Below are 26,157 nucleotides of genomic sequence, written 5' to 3' on the forward strand. Positions count from 1 at the left end.
AATACTTACTGACTTGTGTGCAAATTATTTTGTGAGCGGTTTCCGAATCCACAATTGAGTCATTGCGATCCCGCTTTAGCGGGAGAAGCAATCCCATTTCCTTTCGATATTCGATTGTGAGATTGCTTCGCTACGCTCGCAAAGACAATTCGGCAACGCGTTCTTAGTTGCAATTTAACAGAATTACGGAAAGATGCAAGAGAGTTTTTATTGACGATTTATGATTTTATCAATGAGTCATTGATTACTTTCAAATGAATCAAACGTCAATGACTCAATCGTCAATTTTTTGAAGTTGAGCGCTTCACTTTGCTCAACTGCTGTTTGATAACAGCCATCTCTCCCTTCTCGAAAAACTTTAGTATCCCCAACAAAAGAAAAAAGACAACTACCAAAAGTACCTTCAACAGTATTTCGATACTCGGAGCGAGAATGATTGCTTCTGCAAGAATGACGACGGTAGTGACAAGAGCAATCTTCCCAAGTCTCCCCCACTCGTAGTGAATCGGATAGATGCGTTGGCACATAATGTATGTCATCACCGCCATAACGAAATATGCGACGAGCGTTGCCCACGCCGCTCCAGACATTCCGATGATAGGAATGAGGAGAAAGTTTGCCGCGATGTTTACAGCGGCGGCTGTCATGGTAATCGGAGGATTGTATTTCGTGTTCTTTTCGATGTAGATTCCCGCTGACATTGTCGTCGCCATTCCGAGAAACACATAACCGAGCAACACAAGCGGAACAATATCGAGTCCGCTCCAATACCGTTCATTGATGAGATGATGCCCGAAGAAATTGAGCCGCGCAATATCATCAATAAAAAATGTAAGAACGATAAACACAGTTGCCATTGCAAGCGTGAAGTACGTTAATACACGTGCAAAGAGTTCTTTGGCGTTTTCTTCTTTCGCAACGGAAAACATAAATGGTTTCCACGCGTAATCGAACATGGAAACAAGCAACATCATAAAAATGCCGAGACGGTAATTTGCCTGATAAATTCCGACAGTCGCATCGTCTGTCAGGGCTTTCAGAATCGGACGGTCAACGACCTGCAACACCATTCCCGCCAAACCTGCCGGAATTGAAGGCAACCCGAACTTGAGTAATGACTTCCATAAAGTCTTATCGAACTCGAACAGAAAATGTTGTTTGATAGTCGGAAGCAACATCACGACAGTCAGGGCAGAAGAAACAAATCCACTGATGAATATTCCTTCAACTCCAAAATTGAACTTCACTAACAACACAACATTCATTGCAACATTGATGATGATGTTGAGAAGTTTGATGAGCGCGAAGCGTTTTGCTTTTCTTTCCAAACGCAACGACGCAAAGGGAATTGCGGAGAGTGTATCGCAAAGGAGAATGCCGGCAGTGTAGTAAAGAATTGTTGTGAGGTCTGAAGGCAATGAAAGTATGCTTGGAAGCGAGGGTGTAAGTGCGAAGAGGAGAAGGGTGAATGTTATTGATGTTCCCGCGAGTGAAAATAATGGTGTACAGAAGTTTTGCCTTTGATTTCCAATCTCAAGCGATGTTGCATATTTCATGTACGAAATTTCCATGCCGTACGTATAGACAACATTCGCAAACGCAATCAGCGAGTACATGTAACTGACAACTCCGTACTCACCCGGTGCAAGGACGTTCGTGTAAAATGGAACAAGGAGAAAATTCAGAAACCTACCGACGATTGTGCTGATGCCGTAGATTGCGGTGTCGGTGCCGAGTTGTTTCAGTTTATCAAACATGTCGTGGATGTTATAGATAATGATTTAAGATTCAGGATTTCAGATTTTTGATTATTGCAACGAACGAATAACTAACAACCAAAAACTAAAAAACAATAAACTGAAAACAGGAAACAGGAAACAGAAAACTGTAAACCGGAAACTGACAACCGTCAACTAATTTCAAGTGAAATGTCAAGCGCTTTCGGTGAATGGGTCAACATCCCGATTGAAATAAAATCTACTCCGGTCACTGCAACAGCGCGGACGGTTTCGAGATTGACTTTGCCCGACGCTTCCACTTCAACTACGTGGTTGATAATGTGAACTGCTTTCTTCATTTCATCGAGTGAAAAGTTATCGAGCATGATTCTGTGAATGCCTTGAAATTGCATCGCTGTTTTCACTTCCTCCACATTTCTTGTCTCGACTTCAACCTTGATGTTGAGTTTATGCTCTTTGATAAACAACAGGCATCGTTCAATCGCATTTGCAATTCCGCCTGCGGCTTCGATATGATTATCTTTAATCAAGACCATGTCGTCAAGTCCAAAACGATGATTGACACCGCCACCAAGTTGCACTGCCATCTTATCGAGCAGGCGTAACCCCGGAGCGGTTTTACGTGTGTCAGTTATTTTCGCCGATGTTCCTTCAACTGCTTTTACAAATTTCTTTGTAAGCGTTGCAATCCCGCTCATCCGTTGCAGAATATTGAGCGCTGTCCGTTCCGCTTTCAACATGCTTGCAAGTGAACCTTTGAGTGTGGCAATGCTCGTTCCCGATTTCACTTCATCTCCCTCGTTCTTCGAAAACGACATTTCCCAATTCGTATCAACACAATAAAAAACGTAGGCGGCAATTTCCAACCCGGCAATCACTCCCTCTTCTTTCACAAGAATCGTTCCCTGTCCTTGCTGTTCAGGCGGAACGATTGAATCGGTCGTAACATCTCCCAATCCCAAATCTTCACGCAACGCCTCTTCAACTATTCGATTGATAACACTATCATTCATGTTCATTTTCCTTTTTATCAACTATCATTATCGGGATATTATCTTTGATTTGATATTCCTGTCCGCAGGAAGTGCAACAGAGCAAGTTCTTCTCTGAACGATAGTTCAAATCAGATTTGCAGACAGTGCAACATAAAACAGAAAGTAATTCGGGTGTAAGCATTATTGTTGTAGATAGTTATTGATTGCCTGCAGAAAGAATTCAGGCGTACGTGTCGGTTTGTTTGTTGAAGCATTAAGAAAACTATGAACGGTATGTCCTGTTGCAAACAATTCTTTTGTTTCGTTGTTAAGGACTTCGTACTCAATGCGTAGCCGCGCTTGCGGCAGTTCCTTAAAAATAGTTTTCACAACAAGTTCATCATCGTATCGAGCCGACTTGAGATAATTCGCATGCGCTTCAATCACCGGAAGAAAGAATCCGCGCTTCTCGATTTCAGGATACGGCAATCCAATCATTCGAAGTAGATCCGAACGCCCCTGCTCGAAGTACTCGAAGTATCTTCCATAATACGCGAATTTCATCTGGTCCGTATCAGCGTAGCGAACGCGGATTGTTGTTTCAGATACTACCATTGCGGGATTTCGAATTGCGGATTGCCAATTGCGAATTCGTTATTGAAGAATTGAATTACTTCCCCCATTTTGCAGTTTTGCCGGACGCAGTGAAGATTGCAGTTAATTCCTTCGCCTCATTTAACAACGGAAGTACAACACTTTCTTTTAGTAGATTTGAACCAATGATTAGTTCATGCCAAAATTGAGATTCATCTGCCTCTTCCTTAACTACAGTAATCTTAGAAATAAAATCTGCCTTTGACCGCGCTTTACAGGCAGACCTGTAATATGCGCCGACGGATGTCGCACAACGTATCAATTGTCTTCCTAGAACATCTCCCGTTCTTCCATTTGGTAATGTTTCGACAAGTTTGATTACGTTCAATGCAAACTTTTTTGTTCTCGTCTTCATTTCATCGGGTGTCATACAAACCTCATACTAAATCATTCAATAATAAATTCGCAATTGGCAATCCGCAATTCGAAATTATTCCTCAAACTCTCCCATCTTCGAATACTTCTCAATCCGTTTCTCAATCAACTTGTCCGGTTTGATTTTCATTAACTTTTCGATTTCTTCTGTGAGAACTTTTTTGAGGGTTTCTGCCGCCATCGGTGGATTACGATGAGCGCCACCAATCGGTTCGGGAATGATCCGGTCAATGATTCCCTGCGCGAGTAAATCGGGCGCGGTGAGTTTGAGCGCCTCCGCCGCTTGTTCCTTGTATTCCCAACTTCTCCAGAGAATGCTTGAACATGATTCCGGAGCGATAACGGAGTACCAACAATTTTCCATCATCAACACACGGTCGCCGAGACCGATACCAAGCGCGCCGCCCGATGCACCTTCACCAATAATGGTGATGATAATCGGAACGGGAAGATGCGACATCGTAAACAAGTTTCGGGCAATCGCTTCCGCTTGTCCTCGCTCTTCTGCTTCAAGTCCCGGATATGCCCCGGGTGTATCAATCATCGTAATAATCGGGCGATGAAACTTTGCCGCGAGTTTCATGAGGCGAAGCGCTTTTCGATATCCTTCGGGATTCGGCATTCCGAAATTCCGGTACAGATTTGATTTGGTATCACGCCCTTTCTGCATTCCGATGACCATGACAGGTTGTTCATTGAGTCGGGCGAACCCTCCAACGATTGCTTTATCATCGCGGAAACCACGGTCTCCATGTAACTCAATGAAATCCGTTGTTATCATGTTGATATAATCGAGCGTATATGGTCTGTCCGGGTGCCGCGCAAGTTGAACTTTCTGCCAGCGTGTTAACCGCGAGTAGATATTCTTCCGGAGGTCCTCGACTTTCGCTTCGAGTTTGTGAATCTCGTTTCCGATGTCGAGCCGGTCACTGTATTTCCGCATCTCCTCGATTTTTTGTTCGAGTTCGATAATCGGTTTTTCAAAATCTAAAACTGCTTTTGCCATACATCAATGCAAAATTAAAAATTCAAAATGAAAATTAGTTTTTGTTTCTCATCCATACAACACACGATTTTAGAATGATTTCTATATCAAGAAAAAATGATTGGTTTTTTGCATACGAGAGATTGTACTGTGCAATTTCTTCCGCTGACAATTTATCAAAGTTATTCACCTGTGCAAGTCCCGTTAAACCCGGTTTGCCGATGTTCCTGAATCGCTTTTCTTTTCGATTATTTTCGGTCACTACGATACCGACGAGACTCATTTCTCCTGAAAATACTTTTGGCAGATTCTCCTTTGCGGTAGAATGACGTCGGGCGAACGGATACCATAAAAGCAAAAATAAAAAACTGAAAACTATATCAACCGTCCGCTTCACTACTCTATTCGGTAAGCGATTGATGTTGTATTCAATATCCACAAGCGGTAAATCGTTCAACTCATCAATATGAGTTTTGCCGATGATTACCTCCATGCTATTCGGAACCAAACGATAGTTAACTGCCCGGTCAGATGAATTACTGATGACAGAAAGCATTTCGGAATACGAAAGTGAGTTGTTGGAAAAAATCACCTCAGAAATATTGTGTTGTTGAATAACCCGACCAATTGTTTCGATACTTCCGAGAATTTCAATTCCGTCCACCTCTTCACCAATTCTCTTCCTGTCCGAATCAATGAAGCCGATAATTTCATAACCGTGCTGATTTTTTGTTTTGAGTTTTGAAAGCAATTCCAAACTCGAGGCACCCGTTCCAACAACTAACGTTCGTTTGGAAAACATTTCTCCTGTTTGACGTGAACGAAGAACTACTCGCCAACCCGTTAACAGGATTGAACTGATTACACCGGCAATCAGTAATACAAAACGACTGAACGCATATTCGTTAAAGAAAAAAGTCAACGCAGAAAGGAGAATGTATGAAATAACAATTGCATTGACCGTTCGTCCGAAAGAATGTTTCCGGGCGGTGTAAACATCAGACAAAAACAATGTGCCGATTGTCAGTAACGGCGGAACCGTGAGAAGTGCGGGATAGGCGTACGGCGGAAAGTGGAACACTTCATCAAACCTCAGCCACTCACCTGCAAACCATGATGCAATGACAAGAACATAATCGAACAGCATTGCCGAAAACATGAGCGCGTGTTTTTCAAACAATGCAAACCATTCTCTCACGGCAATACCGAAACCGAGAAACAGTTTTGCAATAAAGCCATAGCGAAAATGTTTTTGCACAAACAACCGCATCGCCTGATAAAATATTCGGACTTCATTGATGTCGCTCCGGCGAACACTTTCTCCCTTGTAGTGAATGATTTGTGTGGCGTGAACGTAAAAGACTTTCTTGCCTGCTTGCTGAACACGGTAACAAATGTCGAGGTCTTCGCCGTACATAAAAAATTGCTCATCAAATCCACCGACAGAATCATACATTGATTTTGGAATCATCATGCACGAACCGCTGACTGCATCAACTTCGTACGTTTCGTCCGGGCTGAGATAGGTAAGATTATATTTTGAAACGAAAGCAGAATTTGGCGCGAGTGAACTTAATCCAATAATTTTTGTGAAGGCAATCCACGGTGTCGGAAAACTTCTCCGACAAGCGAGTTGTAACGTCCCATCCGAGTTGAGAACTTTGCAACCGGCGAGTCCCTCTTCAGGATGTTGCCGGAAAAAATCAAACATGACTCGAAAAGTATTTTCCTGAACAATTGTGTCCGGATTCAAGAGAAAAAGAAATTCTCCTTTCGCTTCTTTTGCCGCCTGATTATTCGCCGCTCCGAATCCGACATTCTCAGCATTTGCAATCAATTGGACGTGTGGAAACTTCTGTCGAATCATCTCAACACTGCCATCGTCGGAAGCGTTGTCAACAACAACTACTTCGCTTTCAATAGACTCAAGCGATTTGAAAACCGAGACGAGACAGTTTTCCAAAAACGCCCGCACATTGTAATTCACAATGATGACAGAAATCTGCATCGCTTAGAACGAAACGCCGAACAAACTTTGAAACTTGAGTTTCCACACCATGAAGACCGCCTCATAGACAATCTTCTTCGACATCTTCGATGTTCCCATCTGCCTGTCCATAAATACAATCGGATGCTCGCAGAGTTGGAAACCTTTCTTCCACGCTTTGAAACTCATTTCAATTTGAAATGCGTAGCCGTTCGAGTGAACTTTGTCGAGGTTGATTGCTTCGAGTACGGCACGACGGAAACATTTGAATCCGGCAGTCGTGTCTTTGACTTTTAAACCGGTGACGATGCGAGTGTAAACACTTGCGCCGTAACTCAACATCAATCGCCGGATGGGCCAGTTGAGAACACGAACGCCGCCAATGTACCGCGAACCAATCACAAGATCGCATGATTGGATGCGTTCAAGCATTGCAGGAATTTCTTTCGGGTCGTGGGAGAAATCCGCATCCATTTCAAACACAGCATCGTAACCGTTTTTCAACGCGTACTTGAATCCTTCAACGTACGCAGTTCCAAGTCCCATTTTCCCCGGACGCTCCATCAGTTGAATCCTTGGTTCACTGCTCTGAAGTTTCTTAATGATTAATGCAGTTCCGTCAGGGGAATTGTCATCAACTATAAGCATTTCAACGCGTGTATCTTTGGAGAGAACTTCGCGTATGAATTGTTCTATGTTTTCTGCTTCGTTGTATGTAGGAGTAACGACAAGAATCTTTTTCATGGTCAAATCTTTATAAGTCATTTGCAATTCTGACAATGTACATTTTTATCAACACTGTGTTTTTTGTTTATGGCTTTTTGTTATGGTCGATAGTTTGTAGTCGTAGTTTGTTATTTTATATTTGGGTAAAAGGAAACAAAAAACTGAAACTAAAAACTTCAATGCGTTCCTTTTCCGCTCAACGCTACTAAAATTGTTCTGAGAAATATTTTGAAGTCGAGCGTCAACGACATATTTTCCAGATAATACAAATCGTATTTGATTTTTTCTTTCACATCGTCAAAAGAGATATCGTAACGGTGATTTACCTGCGCCCAGCCGGTAATCCCGGGGCGAACGAGCAGACGTCGTCCGTAAAAACGGATTTCTTTTTTCAGTTGCTCGACGAAGAACGGTCGTTCGGGGCGAGGACCCACGAGACTCATCTCTCCTTTTAACACATTGATGAACTGCGGAATTTCATCAAGACGGAGTTTGCGAAGAACTCTTCCGAGCCGGGTTCTGCGTTTATCTTCCGGCGATGCCCAAACAGGTCCGGTCTCTTTTTCTGCATCATGAATCATCGAACGAAATTTAATGAGATTGAACTTCTTCCCATTTTTCCCGACTCGTTCCTGTACAAAAAATACAGGTCCGCTCGAATCAATCCTGATGATGATGGCTATAAACAACCAGACAGGCAAAAGAGGAATCAAGATAATCAATGAAACGAGAATATCAATAAGTCGTTTCGCCGTCCACTGCCAGCGCTTCATATTCATCATGTATAAACGGATGAGCGGGTGTCCGACAATTTCTTCCGTCTTGAAGCCGCTCAGAATATCAACCTGTTCTGCCATGACTTTCACTGTAGGCACCATTCCGTTACAACGGGAGACGACATCAAGAATTTCTTCTCGGGTATCATGCGTTGCGGTAATAAGAATTTCTTCAACATTCCGCTTCTTCACCAATTCGGGAATCAAATCATACGAACCGAGAACTGGATGCTCGGCAAATTGTTCTACGCTTGGATTTCTGTCAACAAACCCGATGATTTCATATTTCAATCCCGGACGTTCCTGAATTTCTTCAACGAGTTCTTTGGCTAAGTTCGATGTTCCGACAATAAGCGTATTCCTCCTTCGGAACCCGAGTATCTCATGCTTTCGTTCAATCGTGACAATCGCCAACCGGACTACTACGACACAAAGTGCAACCGTTACTCCGTAGAGCAATGTTGTCACACGACCTTCGAGTGTTCCGTTTTCAAAATCAAGTGTTGCAAGAAAAATCAGGATCGTTCCCCAGCCAATTGTTTTGATGATGGAGATGATGTAATCAATCCGCGAACAATCCCAGGGAATATCATACAATCCCGCCAGTGCGAACATGATGAACCACATTAACGTAAAAATTAAAACGGTCGGACTTGAGAAATACATTTCAAGCGGAGCGTAGCTTTCCACAGCGAATATACCAGAGTGAAAACGAAGCCAATACGTAATCAGAAAAGAAAGAAGAATTGCAAATAAATCACCACTCGCGAGCAATGCACGGTCAATAATTCTCGCAATGCTCAGTGGTTGAATCGGCGGACGTTCATCAGGATGTCTCGCTTTCATTTCTTCAAGATAACCAAGCCGCCCGATGCTGAGATAGACTGCAACGACAACTGCACCCAATAACAATGTAGCATAGAGTCCATCTACTCGCATGAGAACAAATGCAATCACTCCCAAACTTATCGCAATTGCATAATGAACAACTACCGTTTGTCTGTGTGTCAACCCCAAATCCATGAGACGATGGTGAATGTGTTCTTTATCCGCTTTGAGGGGATGCATTCGCTTTCTCACACGTCGGAAAAATGCAACAGACGTATCCACAATAGGAACTGCGAGGGCGACAATGATGACAAGAAATGAAACCGGTGCTTGTGCAACTGTAAAATGTTGCAGGACACGTAATCCCAAACATGCAAGAAGAAATCCGAGAAACAAACTTCCCGTATCTCCCATGAAAATCGAAGCCGGATGAAAATTGTATCGAAGAAAACCGAGACAGGAAAAAAATAATACAAGCGTAGTTGTCATCAGGAACAGGTCGTGGTAATATGCACCCATGAAGAAGAAAGCAAGTGCACCGATTGCCGCGACGCCGCACGCAAGTCCGTCCAATCCATCGAGCAGATTAAACGCGTTCGTTACTCCGACCAACCACAGCAATGTGAGTGCATACGAAATCCATCCCAACTGAATCGGTTCAAGAAATGGCAATGAAAGCGATTCAATTCTAAGTCCCGATGACATGACAATAACGGAGGCAAGAATCTGAACAATTAATTTTCCTGTCGAGCCGATTCCTTTAATATCATCATACACACCGACGGCGGCGATGAGTACAAGCCCTCCGATTAATCCTGTAAATTGAAATGGCAATGATTGAAATGCTTCACGCTCAATCAAGAACGTAGCGAATATCCCAATTGCAAATCCTGCAATCACTCCGACTCCACCAAGTCGTGGAATAAACTTCGAGTGGATTTTCCGTTCACCCGGATAATCACCGATTTGTTTTTTGATGGCAAGAGCGCGGATGCGCGGGGTTACAAACCACGTGATGAGAAATGCTGCAAGCGATGTTAAAAATAAAAGTCCGAACATCAGGATTTCAAAGTCTGTTCAACTATCCGAAGCAAAGAATCGCCAACAGTATCCCATGAGTATTTTGACAAAACTAATTCTCTTCCAGCTTCGCCAAGTTGCCTTCTTCGTTGTTCATCTTTGAATAAGGTGCACACCGCATCGGCAAAATCATTCGGAGAATCAGCAACGAGAAAATGCTCATTCTTTTTCCCTTCGATTCCCTCCACTGCCAGACTTGTCGCTACGACAGGTTTTCGAAGTGCAAACGCTTCAAGAATTTTATTTTGCATTCCCGCGCCGAATCGCATCGGGTCAACTGCGACTTTGGCTTTGAGAACATATTCAAGATGGTCTGCAACCTGACCGGTAACATGGACGCCGGGAATTTGAGAGAGTCTGGTCACTTTTGTAGTAGGGTCTGCGCCAACGATATAGAATTCAGCATCGGATTGTTGTTTACGAATCAAGGGAAAAATTTCTGTGGCAAAATACACAGCCGCGTCAGAATTTGCAACTGTGTTCATCTTTCCTACAAAGACTGCCCAATTTTTCTCGTCAGATATTTTTCTTGTGTGAAATAATTTATCATCCACTGCAACCGGAAGTACGGTAATCTTCTTTTCATCCGCTCCGTGTTTACCTAAATGAAGTTTATCAATTGGAGAAACAATCAATGAAGCATCGAACGAATTCACCGCGTCAATCTCATACGGCAACACTCTGTTATTCTCAACTGAGTAAATCCATTTCCAAATTCCTTTTGCGTGCTCGCTTGCACGGGAATAATTCAACGAGATAGCGTCATGTAAGTCAAGAATCTTTTTTATCTTTTTTGATTTCAAATACTCCGCGCTTCGGATATGATTGCAAAGAACAACATCAAATTCTTTGACATGCTCATCGAGCCACGACTGAACTTTTTTGAAATAATAATATCGAACTTGAAGCGGAAGTGATGAAAAGACTCCCCCGGCAACATTGACCTTGCATCTCCATGAAGGCATTTCAAAGAGTGTTACTTTCACGCCAAGTTTTTTTATTTCATCAACATATTCCTGTTGTACTTTCCCCTCGTTAATTACCAGCAGCTCTGCTTCGTACTGTTGAGCCAGCACCCGACAACAATGATAGATGCGAATGCGGTCTCCGCCCATAAGCGGGAATGGAAAACGAGAGGAAAGGATTAGAAGGCGAGGTAACACGTTTAGGACTGTGATGATTAATAGAAATAATTACTTCGCGCGAGAAATATGTTTTTCTTTTTCGATACGAAGAACTACGTCTGAGAAATCAGATACAATTTTCTGCCATGAAAATTTTTTTGCTTCATCTCTTCGTATGAGATTTCTCTGCGATGTATTGTCCTGCAATGCAGTTCCTATTAAATTCACAAAATCTTCATTGTTTTGAGCAACAGAAACCAACGAATCGAACCTTGCAACCTCCGGAAGGTTTGTGGATACAACAGGAATCCCCATAGACATGTACTCCAACAACTTTAAAGGATTAGCCGCAATAGTCAATGTATTTACTTTGAATGGAATTAGACCCACTTCAAATGCCGAAGCATAACGCGGTAGTTCTGTGAATGGTATCTCCCCGAAGTAATGAATATTCGGTTCTCTAAAAAGTTCATCAAGATTTATTTTTGTTTTACCGAGAAGAACCACTGATCCATTCGGATATTTTCTTGCAGTTTGAATAAACAAATCCACATCAACATACGAAGCAAACAAACCAAAGTACCCGATAATAGGACGCGGAAGAAGCTGAAGACACTCCGGAGTTCGTCCTTTCAACACTTGAAAATGTTCTGTATCAACTCCCTGCGGAAGGTAATGGTCTTCTCCGGATATTGTTTTTCGCGTTTCTAATAACATCTTCGAGACGGAAAAGCAAGCATCTACTTTTTCCAGTAAGTCCTTTTCTAAATCTAATAAGTTTTCAAATGCATCATCGAATTCTGACCAATCATCGAGACAAATGTAATGACTCGATGTTTCTCCAATTGCACCAATAAGATTTGAGATGAGCGGAGATGATGTTAGTAATATCGGATTTGAAAAGTCATGTTCTTTCATTTTTCTGACAATGGTGTCACGAATCGTTTTTGCATTTATCCTGCGAGCGAATCCTGAATTATGAAAAGGAATAACAAGAGGATTTACTTCCATAACATTGTTTTCTGACTTGACGCTATTCGTATTTGAAAAAAGCTTCTTTCCTTTTTCCCAAATCCTGAATGCATCGTACAGACTAAATTTCGGTTTACGCAATCCCAGAGAACCAATCCACATCAGGCGATTCTCTCTTGCAAGAATTCTACCCATGTGTTGCATCGTTGAAGGATATTTTCCCCAGTCGTCTCCGAAGACGATGATGTTTCTATTACTAAGCATTATTTTTATTGCGTATTCGTTTAAATGTCCCTACAACATACCCTAGTACATAAGATACATCTGCAATAATTTTTAGAAACGCGACGACTGGTAGTGTTGTTAGATTTGCAGCTACAAATAATTCTCTCATTTTCCTGATAAAGGGTAATAACAACCAATAGAGTAACAAAAGAAACAAGAAAGAAGGATGATAAATAATTGCCAGCAAAAATAAGAGAATTGGGACACTTAATTTAATAACATTCTTGACAACGTTACTAACCATAATAGCATTCACTCCATCACCAATGCCATAACGATAGAGTTGTCTTATCATAACATTCAATGTAGCTCGCATCCGCCAGAACACTATTGCCTCCTTCATAAAGACATATTTACAGTTTACCTTCTTCAGATTCACAAAAAACATTGTATCTTCACCGGTGTACGAAGACTCGGGGAAGCCACCTACTTTTAACCACGCTTTTTTTGTGAATGCTAATGATCTGGCAGATGGTGTAAATCGTGTCGGCTCAATTGATTCCAATGGCATAATGGTAACTTGCTCAACACATTTTTCAAACCAAGTTTCAGTTTCTGCAAGATACCCACCCCCAACGACATCTACTGTGTTATCCTTATAAAATGGAGTAACAATATTTTTAAGCCAGTTTATATCCAATGTACATCCTGCATCAGTACAAACAATGATACTTTGTGTTGAATGATGTATGGCGACATTCCTTCCTTTGGCGATTGGACCGCTACTATATTTTAGATTACATGTCGCATCTTGAATTAATCGCACGTTTAATAATGGATGATACCTATTAATAAATTCTTGAATAATTGCAGCCGTCCGATCTGAAGAGCCACCATCAACAATGATAAATTCAGTCGGAAACACCGACAACATTAAGATGGAATTAAGAAATCGAGAAATTGATTCTTCCTCATTAAATACAGTACAAATCAAGGAAACGTCATCTAATATTCTTGCCGTAGGTGTTTGAAACAATTCGTTTGCAGTATTTTCGTTCTTAGTATTCACCAGATGCCATCATCCCTTAAAATATTTACAACCGAACTTAGGAAATATGCTTTTTCCTTATTGAATAATTTGTAAATGAAAATTCTTGTAAGTAATCCGGATTTGAGAATGAATGAAAGTAATTTCGCTCTACTATATGAATAATTATCAAAGAGAAATATTAATTTGCTTCGAAGATAATGAAATGTTACAAATTCTTTTTGTTGTTTTTTCATACTTTTTTGTTCATGATGATAAACAACAGACGATGGTAAAAATACATTTTCAAATCCTACTTGTTTAGTCTTGTAGCATAGGTCGGTTTCTTCAGAGTACATAAACAGGTGTTCATTCATTCCACCGAGCAATGTTAATAATTCTTTCCTCGCCATCAAACAGGCACCGCGAATAACATCCACTTTTTTTGGATTGGTGATCATGGCAATTTGTTTTTCAAAATATGTTGCTAAACGACTTGAAAGGAAGAATTCAATGAAGATGGAAAATGTATTAGGAAAATGAAAATAAGAAGTTTGGACTGTTCCGTCTGAATAAAGTAACTGTGGACCAACTATACCAACATTATGATTTGTATTTAAATATTCTACCATCAATGAAATTGATTGATTCTGAATTTCAGTATCCGGATTTAAGAATAATACATATCTTCCGTTTGCAAGCACTAGCCCTTGATTATTGGCTTTCACGAACCCAATATTTATTGAATTTTTGATATAACGAGCGCTAGGAAATTCCTGAAGAATGGATTGTATTTTCTCACCTTCCGAACCATTATCAATTACTATGACTTCATATGTAACTCGTTGTTCCATTTTGAAAATCGAATTCAAACACCCGCGTAAATATTCTTCTGCATGGTAATGAACGATAATGATGGTTAAATCAATCATAACATAGTATGTATTAAATGTAATCTCTTTAGATTCTATGTTGATTGTGGCAAATGGCTATAATGTAAGCAGATTCAATTTCAATATTACCAAGGTTAGGTGGGGAAGAAAGCACTTCATAATTTTTCATTTGCACTGCTCCGCGTGAAAAAAAATATTTTGCTTGTTGTTTTGAAATCGTTCTACTACCTGGATACCATTTTTTTTTATACATGTATTGATAGAAAATTTCTAATTGTCTAAAATGACCATAAAGCATTTGTGTAAATTCACTATCATTCCATTCTCGAACATGAAATGGATTAGAAGGAACATCTTCTAATGAACCATTTTTTCTCAGAGGAGTTGAAATAATTAACATTCCTTTTTCGTTCAATACACTACAACATGTTTTAAGAAATCCATTATAATCTTTTATGTGTTCAATAGTTTCAAAAGAGACTATTAAATTAACATCCCTTACCTCTGCGAGAACATCGATGCTTCCAACAATAAATTCCACTAATGAATTCGAGCAAGAACGTCTTGCATACTCAATTGCATCGGGAGATATATCTATCCCAGTGATTTTCTTCGGTGAACCATCAGCTAAAATGGAGCAACCGTAACCGCTTCCGCACGCTATATCCACAACATTTTTTTCAAACACATAGGATTTTGCAAAATTATATCTCGCAATATGCTGTGCAAGTAGTTCTTGGTCTTCCTTTTGTTCATTATATACACGTTCAGGCATAGTCAATAATATAATTCAACATTATATGCTTAGAGTACAATAATTGATTTCAATTGTTTAACAAATATTTTTTCTTGTTCTTCAAATACAAAAAACCATATACACAACAAATACAATATAAAAAAGAGCATTATAGCAGTAGATTCCAAGAACAGACCTGAAATGTACAACTTACTCAGAGTTAACACAGAACCTCCTATTGAAACGAACAAAATGCTTTTCCACAAATATGAAAAATTAAAACGAGATAAATACTTCTTTAATAAACTATTCGTAGAAATGAAGAGTACAATAGTTTCGACAAGAACTCGAAGAAGCCAACTCAATGATGTACCAACGATACCGTATTCTTTAGTAAAGAGATAGCAAACTATCGCATAGAGTGGTAATTCTATAAGAAGAAGTTTCGCTGTTATATCGGGTTTACCAACAGCCTGAAGCATTGCATTCGGTAGTTGGGCAAGTGAATGGAAAAAAATCCCAATTGAAAACAAGAGTAGCACATATCCGCTTCTCTCCACAAAATCACTTCCTAACCAGAAAAAAAGAATTTCTTTATGAAATATCACCAAAATAACTGAAATCGGAAGAAATAAAATAAACGTAGTTTTTACTGCACTTTGAAAAATGATACTACCGCGATCTCTTCCTTCATCTGAAATCCAATATCCGCTTATAGTGGGAATAATAGTGCTTGCAATACTCATCGGAAATATCACCAATTTCAATATCGCATCGCTTGGAATAATAAAGTATGCTACAGAGGATAATGAATCCAATTTACCAATAAACATTCTTTCAAGAAATAATATTAGCGGACCGATAATTTGTGCAACCATTACCCACCCTCCGAATCTCAATAATTGTGCAGAATGGTTTGAGCCTGAATACCTTCTTAGAATCTTCATTTCAGGGAACTCTTTGAACGCAAACCAAAAGTAATATAGTAATGTACCGTAACGCGTGATTACAGTTAATAATATCACAGAAATCAATCCTCCACCAAAATATAATATGATAGATGAGCCGCCCCATTGTAACAGTACGTTTACTATTTGGATCATATTTACAACATCGAACCTATTTTTAGCTATTGGAATAGCACGTAATGTACCCTGTATAATTACTGCAGGAATTCCAATGGCTAACAATTGTAGAGATATCTTGGCTCCACCGTGCATAGAACTATCAATATTTATTATTTCTTCAAGTCCGATATAAGAAAAAACAAACATGACAACAAAACCAAGTAACCCAAAAAGGGAACTCAATTGCAGTGAAGAAAAAAATAATTCTAGAGCACCTTGTCTCTCGCCTTTGGCGAAATGTTCAGAAAGATATTTTGTGGTTGCCTGCCCTAATCCAATATCAAATAATCCAAAGTAACCAATAATTAACCATAGTATAGAAAGTAATCCAATGGTATTAGTTCCAAGTTTGGCAATCAAATAAGGAACACAAACAAAACTTATGATGATGCTGAATAAATGCGTAAAGAAATTCAAAAATGAATTTTGTGCAAATGTTCGTTTACCCGAATTAAACATTACTTCCGACAATGTTAATAGTGTTGCTCACAGTCAAGCTAATTTTGTCATTGGTTTATTTTGAAGAATGAAAAAACAAAGCCGTGCAATCATCCCTGATACGACCCCAACAACTAAAAACACTTTCACAAAATCGGTACTTGCGAAAAACAAACCTATGAAACCGGCATTAAGTGCCAGCAATAACATTCGATTTATTTCGTTGCCGTTTATTGATTTCATTATTGTCCGGGCTTTCAGGAACATCTTACTTATTGTCCACCAATAAACTACAATCCCAATTAATCCGATTTTTAACCACTGTTGTACAATCCATAAATGGGCTGTATGAAACCGTGTTTTCCCCATAAAACCCGAAGCGGCATCAGGCAATAGTTGAAAAAATCTATCGTCCCACCACGCTCCCAACCCCATACCATGAAAAACTGCAAATTGGTCAAAAAGTCTAAAACCAATGTTTAATATTTCCAATAATCGAGTCGCGTTTGATCTATCTCCTTGAACACTCCAATCGAAAATAGAGGAAAACTTCCAAAAGAAAAGATCAAAATATCTTGGAAAAAAAAACAATGCCATACCAATAGATAAGGTTAAGAAAAGTATTGATGAGAGAACAAGTTTTCTCTTCTGCTGTTTGTCAATTTCAAAAAAAATATAGAGAGCGAGGACAGGAAGAACTACCCAAATCGTTCTCCCAAAACCAATCAGTAAATTGAAAAGGTAAATGACGAGAACAGAAATCAATGTGAGTTTAATCCAAAAATTTGTTCGTTGATGGAGAATGAGAACCAAACCCAGAATGAAGAAAAGTGGGAATATTGCGGCGTCAGCGCTTTGAGTTGTGCGCATTCCAAATTCTCCAAGCATTCTACCTGTACCCTCGAACAATCTTTGGAAAATAATAATGTTTTTTAACCCGAGAAAACCCACAAATAGCCCCAGAAACCAATACCATCTTCTTTGCGATGACAAAACATAAAATGTAACGAAGAAATATCCGACAAAATATAAAGTCTGTTGAAAATCCTGATACCAACGTTCCCAATGATAATCGTAAAATAAACCGTAGATGAATCCTATCACTCCTGCTGTTGCATAGACTCCAAAGACTATCAACATATTTTTATGAAAACTTGTTGTAACTAATTCCGCTCGAAGAATAAAAGAGAGTCCTAAAATAAAAGTAATGCAAATACTTAACCAATCAAGAAGTTTTAATCCGAGAATCCTTGTATTGTAAATTGTCGGCGTCTCCTGAAACTGAATTACTGATGTAATCTGAATATCGTCTTGGTAAATAACGAGCCACAACGTTACGATGAAAAGTATGTAAGCAAAAAAGTCAAGGATTAACGGAAATGATTTTCGTACTCCCGAGTTCCCGATGTATGAACTCATTTCCACGGTTACTTTTTGTTAAAAACTCTTGTTGCCATTTGAAGCTTTTGCCATGTCTCGGGGGAAGTTTCCTTTACCGATGTAAAATGCTCTCTAAAAAGAATTATCAGGAAAGGAAGTAACAAACTAATTACTACTCCAATAAGAACAACAATTCTCTTACTGGGTTTTATTGGTTTTTCTGCTGGAATGGCTTCATCTAACACGATAAGTACGGGGACATTCTTTTGCTCATCAATTTTTGCTTGTTCAAAAATCGGTACAAGATATTCATATATTTTTTGCTGTATAACAGCATCACGATAAAGCCGAATTGATTCAAATCCTATTTGCGGAATCCCCGCTAACCTTTTATTCAATTCATGCAATTCTGTTTTCGCTTGTTGTAGGTGAAGATTATCCTTTGAAAATGTTTGTTCTAAAATTCCTACCGCGATTTCTTTTTGTACCTTCATTCCATATAGTTCAGCAACTACGGCAACGCTATTCGATGTCTGCTCAGGTACGAATAATGTTCCGGTGCGTTCCTGATACGTTCGCAACGATTCCTCCGCGTTAAAAAGTTCAGTCTTATTCTTTTCCAATCGTCGTTCGATAAATTCTCTACTACTCTTTGCTTCCTGAGTTGTCATTTGAATACTCATCGAATTTAGAACAGTAATAAAATAATTGGTTATATCTGCCGCACGCTTTGCATCTTGGTCGAATACTTCCAATGAAATATATCCTTCATCTTGTATTTCGAACATCGTATTATCCCGGAGTTCTTTTACTGCCTTTTCTAATGAACCATCAGATATTTCATAGACGTGAACTAGATCAAATTTCTTCACAACCTGTTCCATTGACGATCTGCTTCGAAGAATTGCAATGTAGTTGTAAAGATTTGAATTTTGGCTCGAACCACCCAATCGTTGCAAACCGGGAATAGATTTCAAAACAGAACTTGCAATCCCCATTCCATTAAGTACACCTTGTTCTTTTGGTGGCATGATAGAGGCGACAGATTTATACCAACGCGGTAATAAAAAACTAATACCGATTGAAAATCCTGTAATAATGACAAAATTCCAGAGAATCAATTTCTTCCATTTTAAGAGAAGAAGAAAATAATCTAAGACATTTACCTTATTGATAAAATCGGAGTTCGGATTATTGTTGTTGTAGTTGGTACCCTCACTCATTTGGTCACCTGCACAATCAACACTGCTACTCCAACGATCACACTCAATACGCTCGCGGCCTGACTTGTTACTTGGGCGTAGTACGCGAACGAACGTTCAGGTTCTTTTGGAATCCAAATGTAATCGCCTTCTTCGATTTCCGTTTCGTCGGGAGCAAGCCATTGCTTTGTTCTTGCCTTGATGATTTTCAAATCACCTTCACGGGCACGCTCCGTAAATCCGCCCGCTTTGGAGATGTAATATTTGAAATCATTTCCTTTCACGTAAGGAATATGCCCGGGTGAAACAACCTGTCCGAATATATAAATTGTTTGCTTCTTCGATGGAATTATGATTTTATCTTCTGTTTGAAGAAGTACATCTTGTGAATTATCTCCGTGTAGAAATAGTTTTTCAAAATCCACATTGACAATTTCTTTTTTCAACCGCAGTTCTGTTTCCAAAAAATAATCCGTACTGTCATCCACCGAAGCGCCGCCACGCAAACTGAGTAGCCGTTCGGTCTCAAGTTCCCGTTGTTCCACAGATTGGTGAATCAACTCGGCTGATTTGAGCGATGCAAATTCCGTAAACCCTCCTGCTTGTTTGATGACATCCGACAGCCGTGTTTGATTTTTAGTAATCGGATAAAACCCCGGGTACAACACTTCGCCTTGAATTTCCACTCGGTAGTCTTCACGTAAATCTATTCTTGCTTTTACATTGATGCGGTCACCCGGCTCCAGATTCATGTTCGGTTGTCTACCGCTCGCTACATCATCAAATCGGACAACATTCGTGGTAAGCGAAGAGCCGTCGGAGTTTAATCGCGAAAACTCAATCGAATCAGTTCGCGCTAACCGTGTAAATCCGTATGCAATCTTGATTGCATCAAGGAATGTATCGTCTTCTACAACTTCATATCGTCCCGGAACATTGACCTCACCGTAAATTCCAAATACATTTTTTGTTTTATTTTTTCGTGGGACAATAATAACATCTCCCTCACGCAAATACGGATTGAACCTGTCTTCCTTCGTTGCAAAAAATTTCGTCAGGTCAACCCTATTTTCAGACCCGTCTTTATGTTTCAATACGACATTACGGGTTGACATCTCTTCTTTTATCCTGTCAAGTTCCAATTGTGCCTGAGTTCTTGATAATTTATTTGCTTCATCAATCGCTTTGTTTGCCCGGTCAATCGAACTGAGTGTGAACAAACCCGGGTTCAACACATTCCCGGTAACACTGACAATAATTTGTCGCGGCTTCACTAACGTTACCGAAATATCCTGTGCTTTATATTTCTCTTTGATTGCTTTCAATACTTTCGTCTTAGCTTCTGCAAGCGTAATGTCAGCAACTTTCACTTCACCAACTGTTGGAATAATGAGAGTACCTTCAGGTGTTACTGTCAAAACAAAATTCACCGGCGGGCTCATCCAGATATTAATCGAAATTCCGTCCGAAGGACCAACAAAATATTTTGTTGCATCAACTGTTGACTCCAACGCAACTCCGGTAGGTTGAGTAACATTCAATGATTTCATTTCAGAAGAGCGGTTCTCTAACTCGTCTAACGCATCTTGCCTGATTTGAGAGTACAAAAGTATATCAGTACTCAGTAACCAGAACAAACCACAAACTAATAACCGCAAACCCGAGACCAAAAACTTATCTTTCATCATACATCTTCCGATAATACTCTTTATACTCTCCGCTCATCACTCGTCTCCACCACGATTCATTCTTCAAATACCAATCAATCGTCATTGTAATTCCTTGCTCGAACGTTACCGATGGTGTCCAACCTAATTCTGTTTGAATCTTCGTCGCATCAATAGCGTAACGTAAATCGTGTCCCGGTCTGTCCTTTACATACGTGATGAGACTTTCCGGCTTGCCAAGTTCCTTCAACAATATCTTCACGATGTCAATATTTTTCCATTCATTATTCCCGCCGATGTTATACACTTCACCGATTTTCCCCCGATGAAGTACTACATCAATTGCCGCGCAATGGTCAATTACATACAACCAATCACGTACATTCAAGCCTTTGCCATACACAGGTAACGGTTTATTCTCCAGAATATTTGCAATCATCAACGGAAGTAATTTTTCAGGAAATTGATACGGACCATAATTGTTAGAACATCGGGTAATCACAACCGGCAAACCAAATGTGTGTTCATACGCGAGCGCAAGTAAATCTGCTGAAGTTTTTGATGCGGCATACGGACTGTTCGGATGAAGTGGAGTCGTTTCGGTAAATTTTCCTTCGGCACCAAGTGAACCATAGACTTCATCTGTAGAAACTTGTAAAAACTTCTTGATTCCATTCTCGCGCGCAACATCGAGAAGAATTCCGGTCCCGGCAACATTCGTCTGAACAAACACAGCCGGTCCCAAGATGCTTCTATCAACATGAGATTCGGCGGCAAAGTTCACGATTGTGTCAACGCCGAATTTTTGCATCGCAGATTGAACATCATCTTTCCGGCAAATATCTCCTTTTACAAAATGATAACGAGGGTTGTCTTCAATTCCGGTCAAATTTTCAAGATTTCCGGCATAGGTAAGCGCATCAAAATTGATGATGGAATAGTCGGGATGTCGTTCGAGCATGTATCGAACAAAGTTACTGCCGATAAATCCACAGCCCCCGGTGACTAAGATTGTCATTCGTTCCTGAATTGTTTCTGAAATGATTTGAATTTAACCAAGTTGATTTTTAACGGAGACAAATCTACAAAAAGAGTAGGGCAAAACCAACTCACTCACTGTTGATTGGATGAGCGGAGTTTTGGAGTGATGTAGTTCGTTTACAGATAATTTATATTTGAAACGTGGGGAGTAGAGTGTAGAGCGCGTGGGTGAGATAATTCCCCCATGCCCTCCACTCCCGCGCCCCATTGCATTTCCATATTATAACCTCATTAATGTACCATCAATCTCTTCAGTAGAATCTCCTTGTTCTTCCTTGAGACTTCAACCTCAGTTCCATCCACAAGAATTACCGAGCCGCCATCACCTTTTACATATTCTTTGATGTGACTGAGATTGACTAAGTGCGATTGATGTACGCGAACAAAATTACATTCGGTGAGAAGTCCTTCAAATTCTTTTAATGTTTTTGATGCAAGATGTTTTTCTCCATTGATAGTAAAGATGCGGGTGTAATTGCTGTCCGATTCGCAACGGAGAATGTTACTGATTTCCACGAAGAGTAATCCGTTTCTCGTCGGCACACCGATTTTCCCATACACATTTTTCAGACTGTGAAAGAAAACATCAAACTGCTCGTTTGGATTTTTCGGGTGAATCGAGTGTTCCGCCTTTTCAACCGCCGCTTTTAATTCTTTGATGTCAATCGGCTTCATCAAGTAATCGAGCGCGCTGAATCGGATTGCTTTGATGGCGTAATGATTATGCCCCGTACAGAAAATGACTTTGAAATCAATTTTTTCTAAACTTTGTAACATTTCAAATCCATCCTGAAATGGCATCTCAACATCAAGGAAAACCAACTTAGGTCTGTGCTTGTAAATCGCCTTCTTCCCTGCTTCAGCAGAATCAGCAGTCTCTACAACTTCGACAGAAGGACAGAATTTTTGCAACATCTGTTGTAAAGCGCTTCTCCCTTTTGGTTCGTCGTCAATGATTATTGTTCTTACCATGGGCGTAAGTTACAAGTTAAAAATGAAAAATGAAAAGTTGTCATCCCTCTGTGACATTTGCGTTCTTTGCTGTTCAATCGAAATCCCTCCAAACGCAAAGCACGCAGAGAAACCGCGAAGAGCACAAAGTTAACTTTGTATCGGAATCAAGAGGACAACTCTTGTCCCTAACGGATTCCCGTCATGCTCAATTAAATCCTCGATGTTCACGCTTGCCTTTTTGTTTGTTGATTTGCTCATCATCTCCAACCGTTCGCGTGTCACCGTCATACCTTTCGATTCATGCTCTTTGTTTCTTAATTTCCTGATTTCAGACGCACGCTTCCTCCCGATACCATTATCTTCGATGATGCATTGCAACATCTCATCACTCATTTGAAGCGAAACAAGAAGTTTTCGTTCGCCTTCTTTATGAAGCAGCCCATGCCAGATTGCATTTTCAACAAACGGTTGAATCAACATGGCAGGAACCTGATAATTCAACGATTCCAATTCGGGGTGAATTTCAACCAGATATTCAAAAGTATTATCAAACCGTAACGACTCCAACTCAAGATATAATCGAAGCGATTGAATTTCCTTCTCAAGCGGAATGACACTTTTCTCCGAACTCTCAAATGCAATCCGAATGAGTTGTGCAAACTTGGAAAGATATTCACATGCCGCTTCCGTCTTATCACTGAGAATACATTCCTGAATAGAATTGAGCGAGTTGAAAATGAAATGGGGATTCATCTGTGAACGAAGCGCGCGTGATTCTAACTCCATCAATTGTTGTTGCACCATCAACTTCTGCCGCTCACGTTCTTTTATTATTTTTTCCCGTCGCATCACTATTGTAACAACAACGGAAACGAGAGTCAACACTCCGCCGAATTGAAACCACCACGTTTCCCAGAATAGCGGAGGAATGATGATAGAAACTGTTGCACCTTGTTCATTCCACACACCGGCATTGTTACATGCTTTAACATGAAATACATATTCTCCCGGCGGCAAGTGAGTAAAGTACGCGCTTCTCCTTGTTCCTGATTCTATCCAACTATCATTGATACCTTGTAATTTGAATTTGAACTGAACTTTTTCCGGTACAACAAAACTCAATCCCGTAAATTCTATTTCAAGATTTCTCTTCCCCGAGGAAAGTTCAATTTCATTTTTTGCTTCAACTATTTCCCCTTCAGCAATAACCTGCTCTATTTTTACAAGCGGAGGTAACATGTTTGTTTGGACCCGTGCAGGGTCAATCATCACAACACCTTTTACTGTTGCAAAAACAAGTAACCCCGAACGCGTAATTATTCCGCTGAATTGAGAGCCGCCGTTACACTCGACACTTTTCATCCCGTCAACAATTCCGTACGGTGTACATGTAATTTCCTGAACTCTTCCTTCACAAAATTCATTCAGTTGCTTCTTGGAGATACTGAAAATTCCCTTGTTGCAACTCATCCAAAAATTACCCAAACCATCATCCAAGATAGAGTACACAACTTCGTCGAACAATCCGTGTACTTTCCGGATCTGAGTAACTCTCCCGTTTTTAATTCTGTTCAAACCGCCTCCGTACGTTCCGACCCAGACTATTCCGTTATCTTCTACATGCGTTGAGAAAACATCATCGTGCGTTAATCCATCTTTTTTAGTGAAGCGGGAAATAACAGCAGAGTCTTTCAACTGAACAACGCCCGTCTGAGAACCAACCCAGATTGTTCCGTCATTACTGCGTGATAAAGTTCTGACATATCCGTTTCTCATTAACGTTTTATCAACAGGTTCAAGTTGGTAAGCGACTGACGAATGCCTTTGGATAAATCCTCCGCCATAAATTCCAAACCAGAGAGAATCCCGCGCGTCACTGAAAATTACACGGAAAGATTCAGTACGCAGTCTCCCCTGCAATTCAACGGGTTTGACAATTCGTTTGCTCGTTCCATTCTTTTTGGTTAATTGATACACACCGCGATTCGTTCCAATCCAGATTGTTCCGTGTGTATCTTCATGAATCGCCCGCACGGTATTTTGCATTTGCGTTTCACCAAACCTGTAATTGTTGATAACCTTTCCGTCACGAATTTCATCTAACCCGAAATCTTTTATCCCGACGAACATTGTTCCGTCGCGACATTCAAACACCGAACCGGCATATTCCTCAGTCAATCTTTCCGATTTGCTGAACGAAACGATATTCAAATCCCGGAAGCGGTTCAAACCACCGCCGCGTGTTCCAACCCAGAGGTTTCCTTCCCTGTCTTCATAGAAAGAAAGAATTCTGTCACTTGATAATCCGTTTGCCATTGTAAACGTGTCGAATTTTCCGTTTGAATACCGGTACAGTCCGTTCCCTTCTGTTCCTAACCAGATATTTCCTGCCTTGTCCTCATACAACGCCGAAACCACCTGTGTCGTTGGCGCTCCGGGAATCATACACGGAACCATCTGTTCATCCTGTAGAAAAAATAATCCTTCCGCTGTTCCTATCCATCTTCGTCCGTGAGTATCCTCAAGAATCGCTTTGACAAGCGCACGCGAACTATCCACGCGATAATATGAAAACTTGTCGGCCGGTTTCTTGCACAATGCGCCCAGCCCGAAGAGTAATGTTTTGTCCCGCATCTCGGCAATCGAGAATACCCAATCATATTTTTTCACCGTCTGCAACGGTCGGACGAATCCGTTATTCCAGTAGCAAATCCCAACCATCTCCGTTCCAAGCCATAATCCTCCGTCGTTACTCAAACACATTGCATGAATTGTCTCACTTGGCAGTCCATCTTTCTTACCATAATGGAAAAACTTACCGTCACGGTATTTCATCAATCCGCCGCCCCGTGTGCCAAACCAAAGGTTTCCGTTTTTGTCCTCGACGATAGTTGAAATTTGATTATGCTTCAACTCCTTCGTATTTGTATTATCGAACAGTTTGAATCGTACGCCGTCGAAACGAACAAGCCCATCGTCAGTACTTAACCAAAGATAGCCATCGTGGGATTGAACAATGGAATGAACGGCAAAGAATGGAAATCCTTTGTTTGCATCCCAAACATCATAACCATATTGTCTGATTGATTTGGAAGGGTCAAGTGCAAAGAGTGGAGTGAAAAAAGTATTCAGAAGAAAGAAACCAACCGAAAATAATTTCAGCCACAAAAACCAATTACGATGAAGAACGATGTTCATGTGGCTGAAAAATACTCAAATTCTATTTGAAATCATTACGCAGCAACCT

Annotated in this window: 21 protein-coding genes; all 21 read right to left on the reverse strand. The window is 40.3% G+C overall.

The window, feature by feature from the left end; genetic code table 11:
• Positions 1-281: 281 nt before the first annotated feature.
• Positions 282-1,757: a polysaccharide biosynthesis C-terminal domain-containing protein gene (locus tag HY960_07885; protein MBI5215659.1), complete on the reverse strand. Its 1,476-nt coding sequence runs from the start codon at positions 1,755-1,757 to the stop codon at positions 282-284.
• A 152-nt stretch (positions 1,758-1,909) separates the two neighbouring features.
• Positions 1,910-2,752, reverse strand: a complete 843-nt coding sequence (gene nadC, locus HY960_07890; protein ID MBI5215660.1) for a carboxylating nicotinate-nucleotide diphosphorylase — start codon at positions 2,750-2,752, stop codon at positions 1,910-1,912.
• Positions 2,745-2,915, reverse strand: a complete 171-nt coding sequence (locus tag HY960_07895) for a Trm112 family protein (protein ID MBI5215661.1) — start codon at positions 2,913-2,915, stop codon at positions 2,745-2,747. The genes nadC and HY960_07895 overlap by 8 nt, the downstream gene beginning before the upstream one ends.
• A complete protein-coding gene (locus tag HY960_07900) occupies positions 2,915-3,328 on the reverse strand; it encodes an acyl-CoA thioesterase (protein MBI5215662.1) in 414 nt (137 codons plus the stop codon). The genes HY960_07895 and HY960_07900 overlap by 1 nt, the downstream gene beginning before the upstream one ends.
• Positions 3,329-3,383: 55 nt before the next feature.
• Positions 3,384-3,737 (reverse strand): four helix bundle protein, encoded by a 354-nt coding sequence (locus tag HY960_07905; GenBank protein ID MBI5215663.1) that lies wholly within the window; start codon positions 3,735-3,737, stop codon positions 3,384-3,386.
• Between the two features lie 60 nt (positions 3,738-3,797).
• On the reverse strand, positions 3,798-4,748 hold the full coding sequence (locus tag HY960_07910) for an acetyl-CoA carboxylase carboxyltransferase subunit alpha (protein MBI5215664.1): 951 nt from the start codon (positions 4,746-4,748) through the stop codon (positions 3,798-3,800).
• Positions 4,749-4,782: 34 nt separating this feature from the next.
• Positions 4,783-6,735, reverse strand: a complete 1,953-nt coding sequence (locus HY960_07915) for a glycosyltransferase (GenBank protein ID MBI5215665.1) — start codon at positions 6,733-6,735, stop codon at positions 4,783-4,785.
• A gap of 3 nt (positions 6,736-6,738) precedes the next feature.
• Positions 6,739-7,458, reverse strand: coding sequence for a polyprenol monophosphomannose synthase (locus tag HY960_07920; protein ID MBI5215666.1), 720 nt, complete (start codon positions 7,456-7,458; stop codon positions 6,739-6,741).
• 158 nt (positions 7,459-7,616) lie between these two features.
• Positions 7,617-10,103: an exopolysaccharide biosynthesis polyprenyl glycosylphosphotransferase gene (locus tag HY960_07925; GenBank protein MBI5215667.1), complete on the reverse strand. Its 2,487-nt coding sequence runs from the start codon at positions 10,101-10,103 to the stop codon at positions 7,617-7,619.
• Positions 10,103-11,239 (reverse strand): glycosyltransferase, encoded by a 1,137-nt coding sequence (locus tag HY960_07930; GenBank protein ID MBI5215668.1) that lies wholly within the window; start codon positions 11,237-11,239, stop codon positions 10,103-10,105. Before HY960_07930 ends, HY960_07925 begins: the two co-directional genes overlap by 1 nt.
• A 78-nt stretch (positions 11,240-11,317) precedes the next feature.
• Positions 11,318-12,484: a glycosyltransferase gene (locus tag HY960_07935; GenBank protein ID MBI5215669.1), complete on the reverse strand. Its 1,167-nt coding sequence runs from the start codon at positions 12,482-12,484 to the stop codon at positions 11,318-11,320.
• On the reverse strand, positions 12,477-13,514 hold the full coding sequence (locus HY960_07940) for a glycosyltransferase (GenBank protein MBI5215670.1): 1,038 nt from the start codon (positions 13,512-13,514) through the stop codon (positions 12,477-12,479). The genes HY960_07935 and HY960_07940 overlap by 8 nt, the downstream gene beginning before the upstream one ends.
• Entirely contained in the window at positions 13,511-14,404 is an 894-nt protein-coding gene (locus tag HY960_07945; protein ID MBI5215671.1) for a glycosyltransferase family 2 protein, read from the reverse strand. The genes HY960_07940 and HY960_07945 overlap by 4 nt, the downstream gene beginning before the upstream one ends.
• Positions 14,405-14,432: 28 nt before the next feature.
• Positions 14,433-15,140: a class I SAM-dependent methyltransferase gene (locus tag HY960_07950; protein ID MBI5215672.1), complete on the reverse strand. Its 708-nt coding sequence runs from the start codon at positions 15,138-15,140 to the stop codon at positions 14,433-14,435.
• 29 nt (positions 15,141-15,169) lie between these two features.
• Positions 15,170-16,687, reverse strand: coding sequence for an oligosaccharide flippase family protein (locus HY960_07955; GenBank protein ID MBI5215673.1), 1,518 nt, complete (start codon positions 16,685-16,687; stop codon positions 15,170-15,172).
• Positions 16,688-16,720: 33 nt separating this feature from the next.
• Positions 16,721-17,806 carry a hypothetical protein gene (locus HY960_07960; GenBank protein ID MBI5215674.1) on the reverse strand — a complete coding sequence of 362 codons (1,086 nt, stop codon included), beginning with the start codon at positions 17,804-17,806 and terminating at the stop codon, positions 16,721-16,723.
• 287 nt (positions 17,807-18,093) lie between these two features.
• The gene (locus tag HY960_07965; GenBank protein MBI5215675.1) at positions 18,094-19,269 is read right to left on the reverse strand and encodes a hypothetical protein; all 1,176 of its coding nucleotides are present in this window, start codon (positions 19,267-19,269) and stop codon (positions 18,094-18,096) included.
• Positions 19,266-20,798 (reverse strand): SLBB domain-containing protein, encoded by a 1,533-nt coding sequence (locus tag HY960_07970; GenBank protein ID MBI5215676.1) that lies wholly within the window; start codon positions 20,796-20,798, stop codon positions 19,266-19,268. The genes HY960_07965 and HY960_07970 overlap by 4 nt, the downstream gene beginning before the upstream one ends.
• A gap of 124 nt (positions 20,799-20,922) precedes the next feature.
• Positions 20,923-21,933, reverse strand: coding sequence for a dTDP-glucose 4,6-dehydratase (gene rfbB / locus HY960_07975; GenBank protein MBI5215677.1), 1,011 nt, complete (start codon positions 21,931-21,933; stop codon positions 20,923-20,925).
• 254 nt (positions 21,934-22,187) lie between these two features.
• Positions 22,188-22,928 carry a response regulator transcription factor gene (locus HY960_07980; protein ID MBI5215678.1) on the reverse strand — a complete coding sequence of 247 codons (741 nt, stop codon included), beginning with the start codon at positions 22,926-22,928 and terminating at the stop codon, positions 22,188-22,190.
• Positions 22,929-23,057: 129 nt separating this feature from the next.
• Positions 23,058-26,108, reverse strand: a complete 3,051-nt coding sequence (locus HY960_07985) for a histidine kinase (protein MBI5215679.1) — start codon at positions 26,106-26,108, stop codon at positions 23,058-23,060.
• Positions 26,109-26,157: the final 49 nt, after the last annotated feature.

The organism is Ignavibacteriota bacterium (assembly GCA_016212665.1).
In the GTDB taxonomy this organism is placed as follows: domain Bacteria; phylum Bacteroidota; class Ignavibacteria; order UBA10030; family SZUA-254; genus FW602-bin19.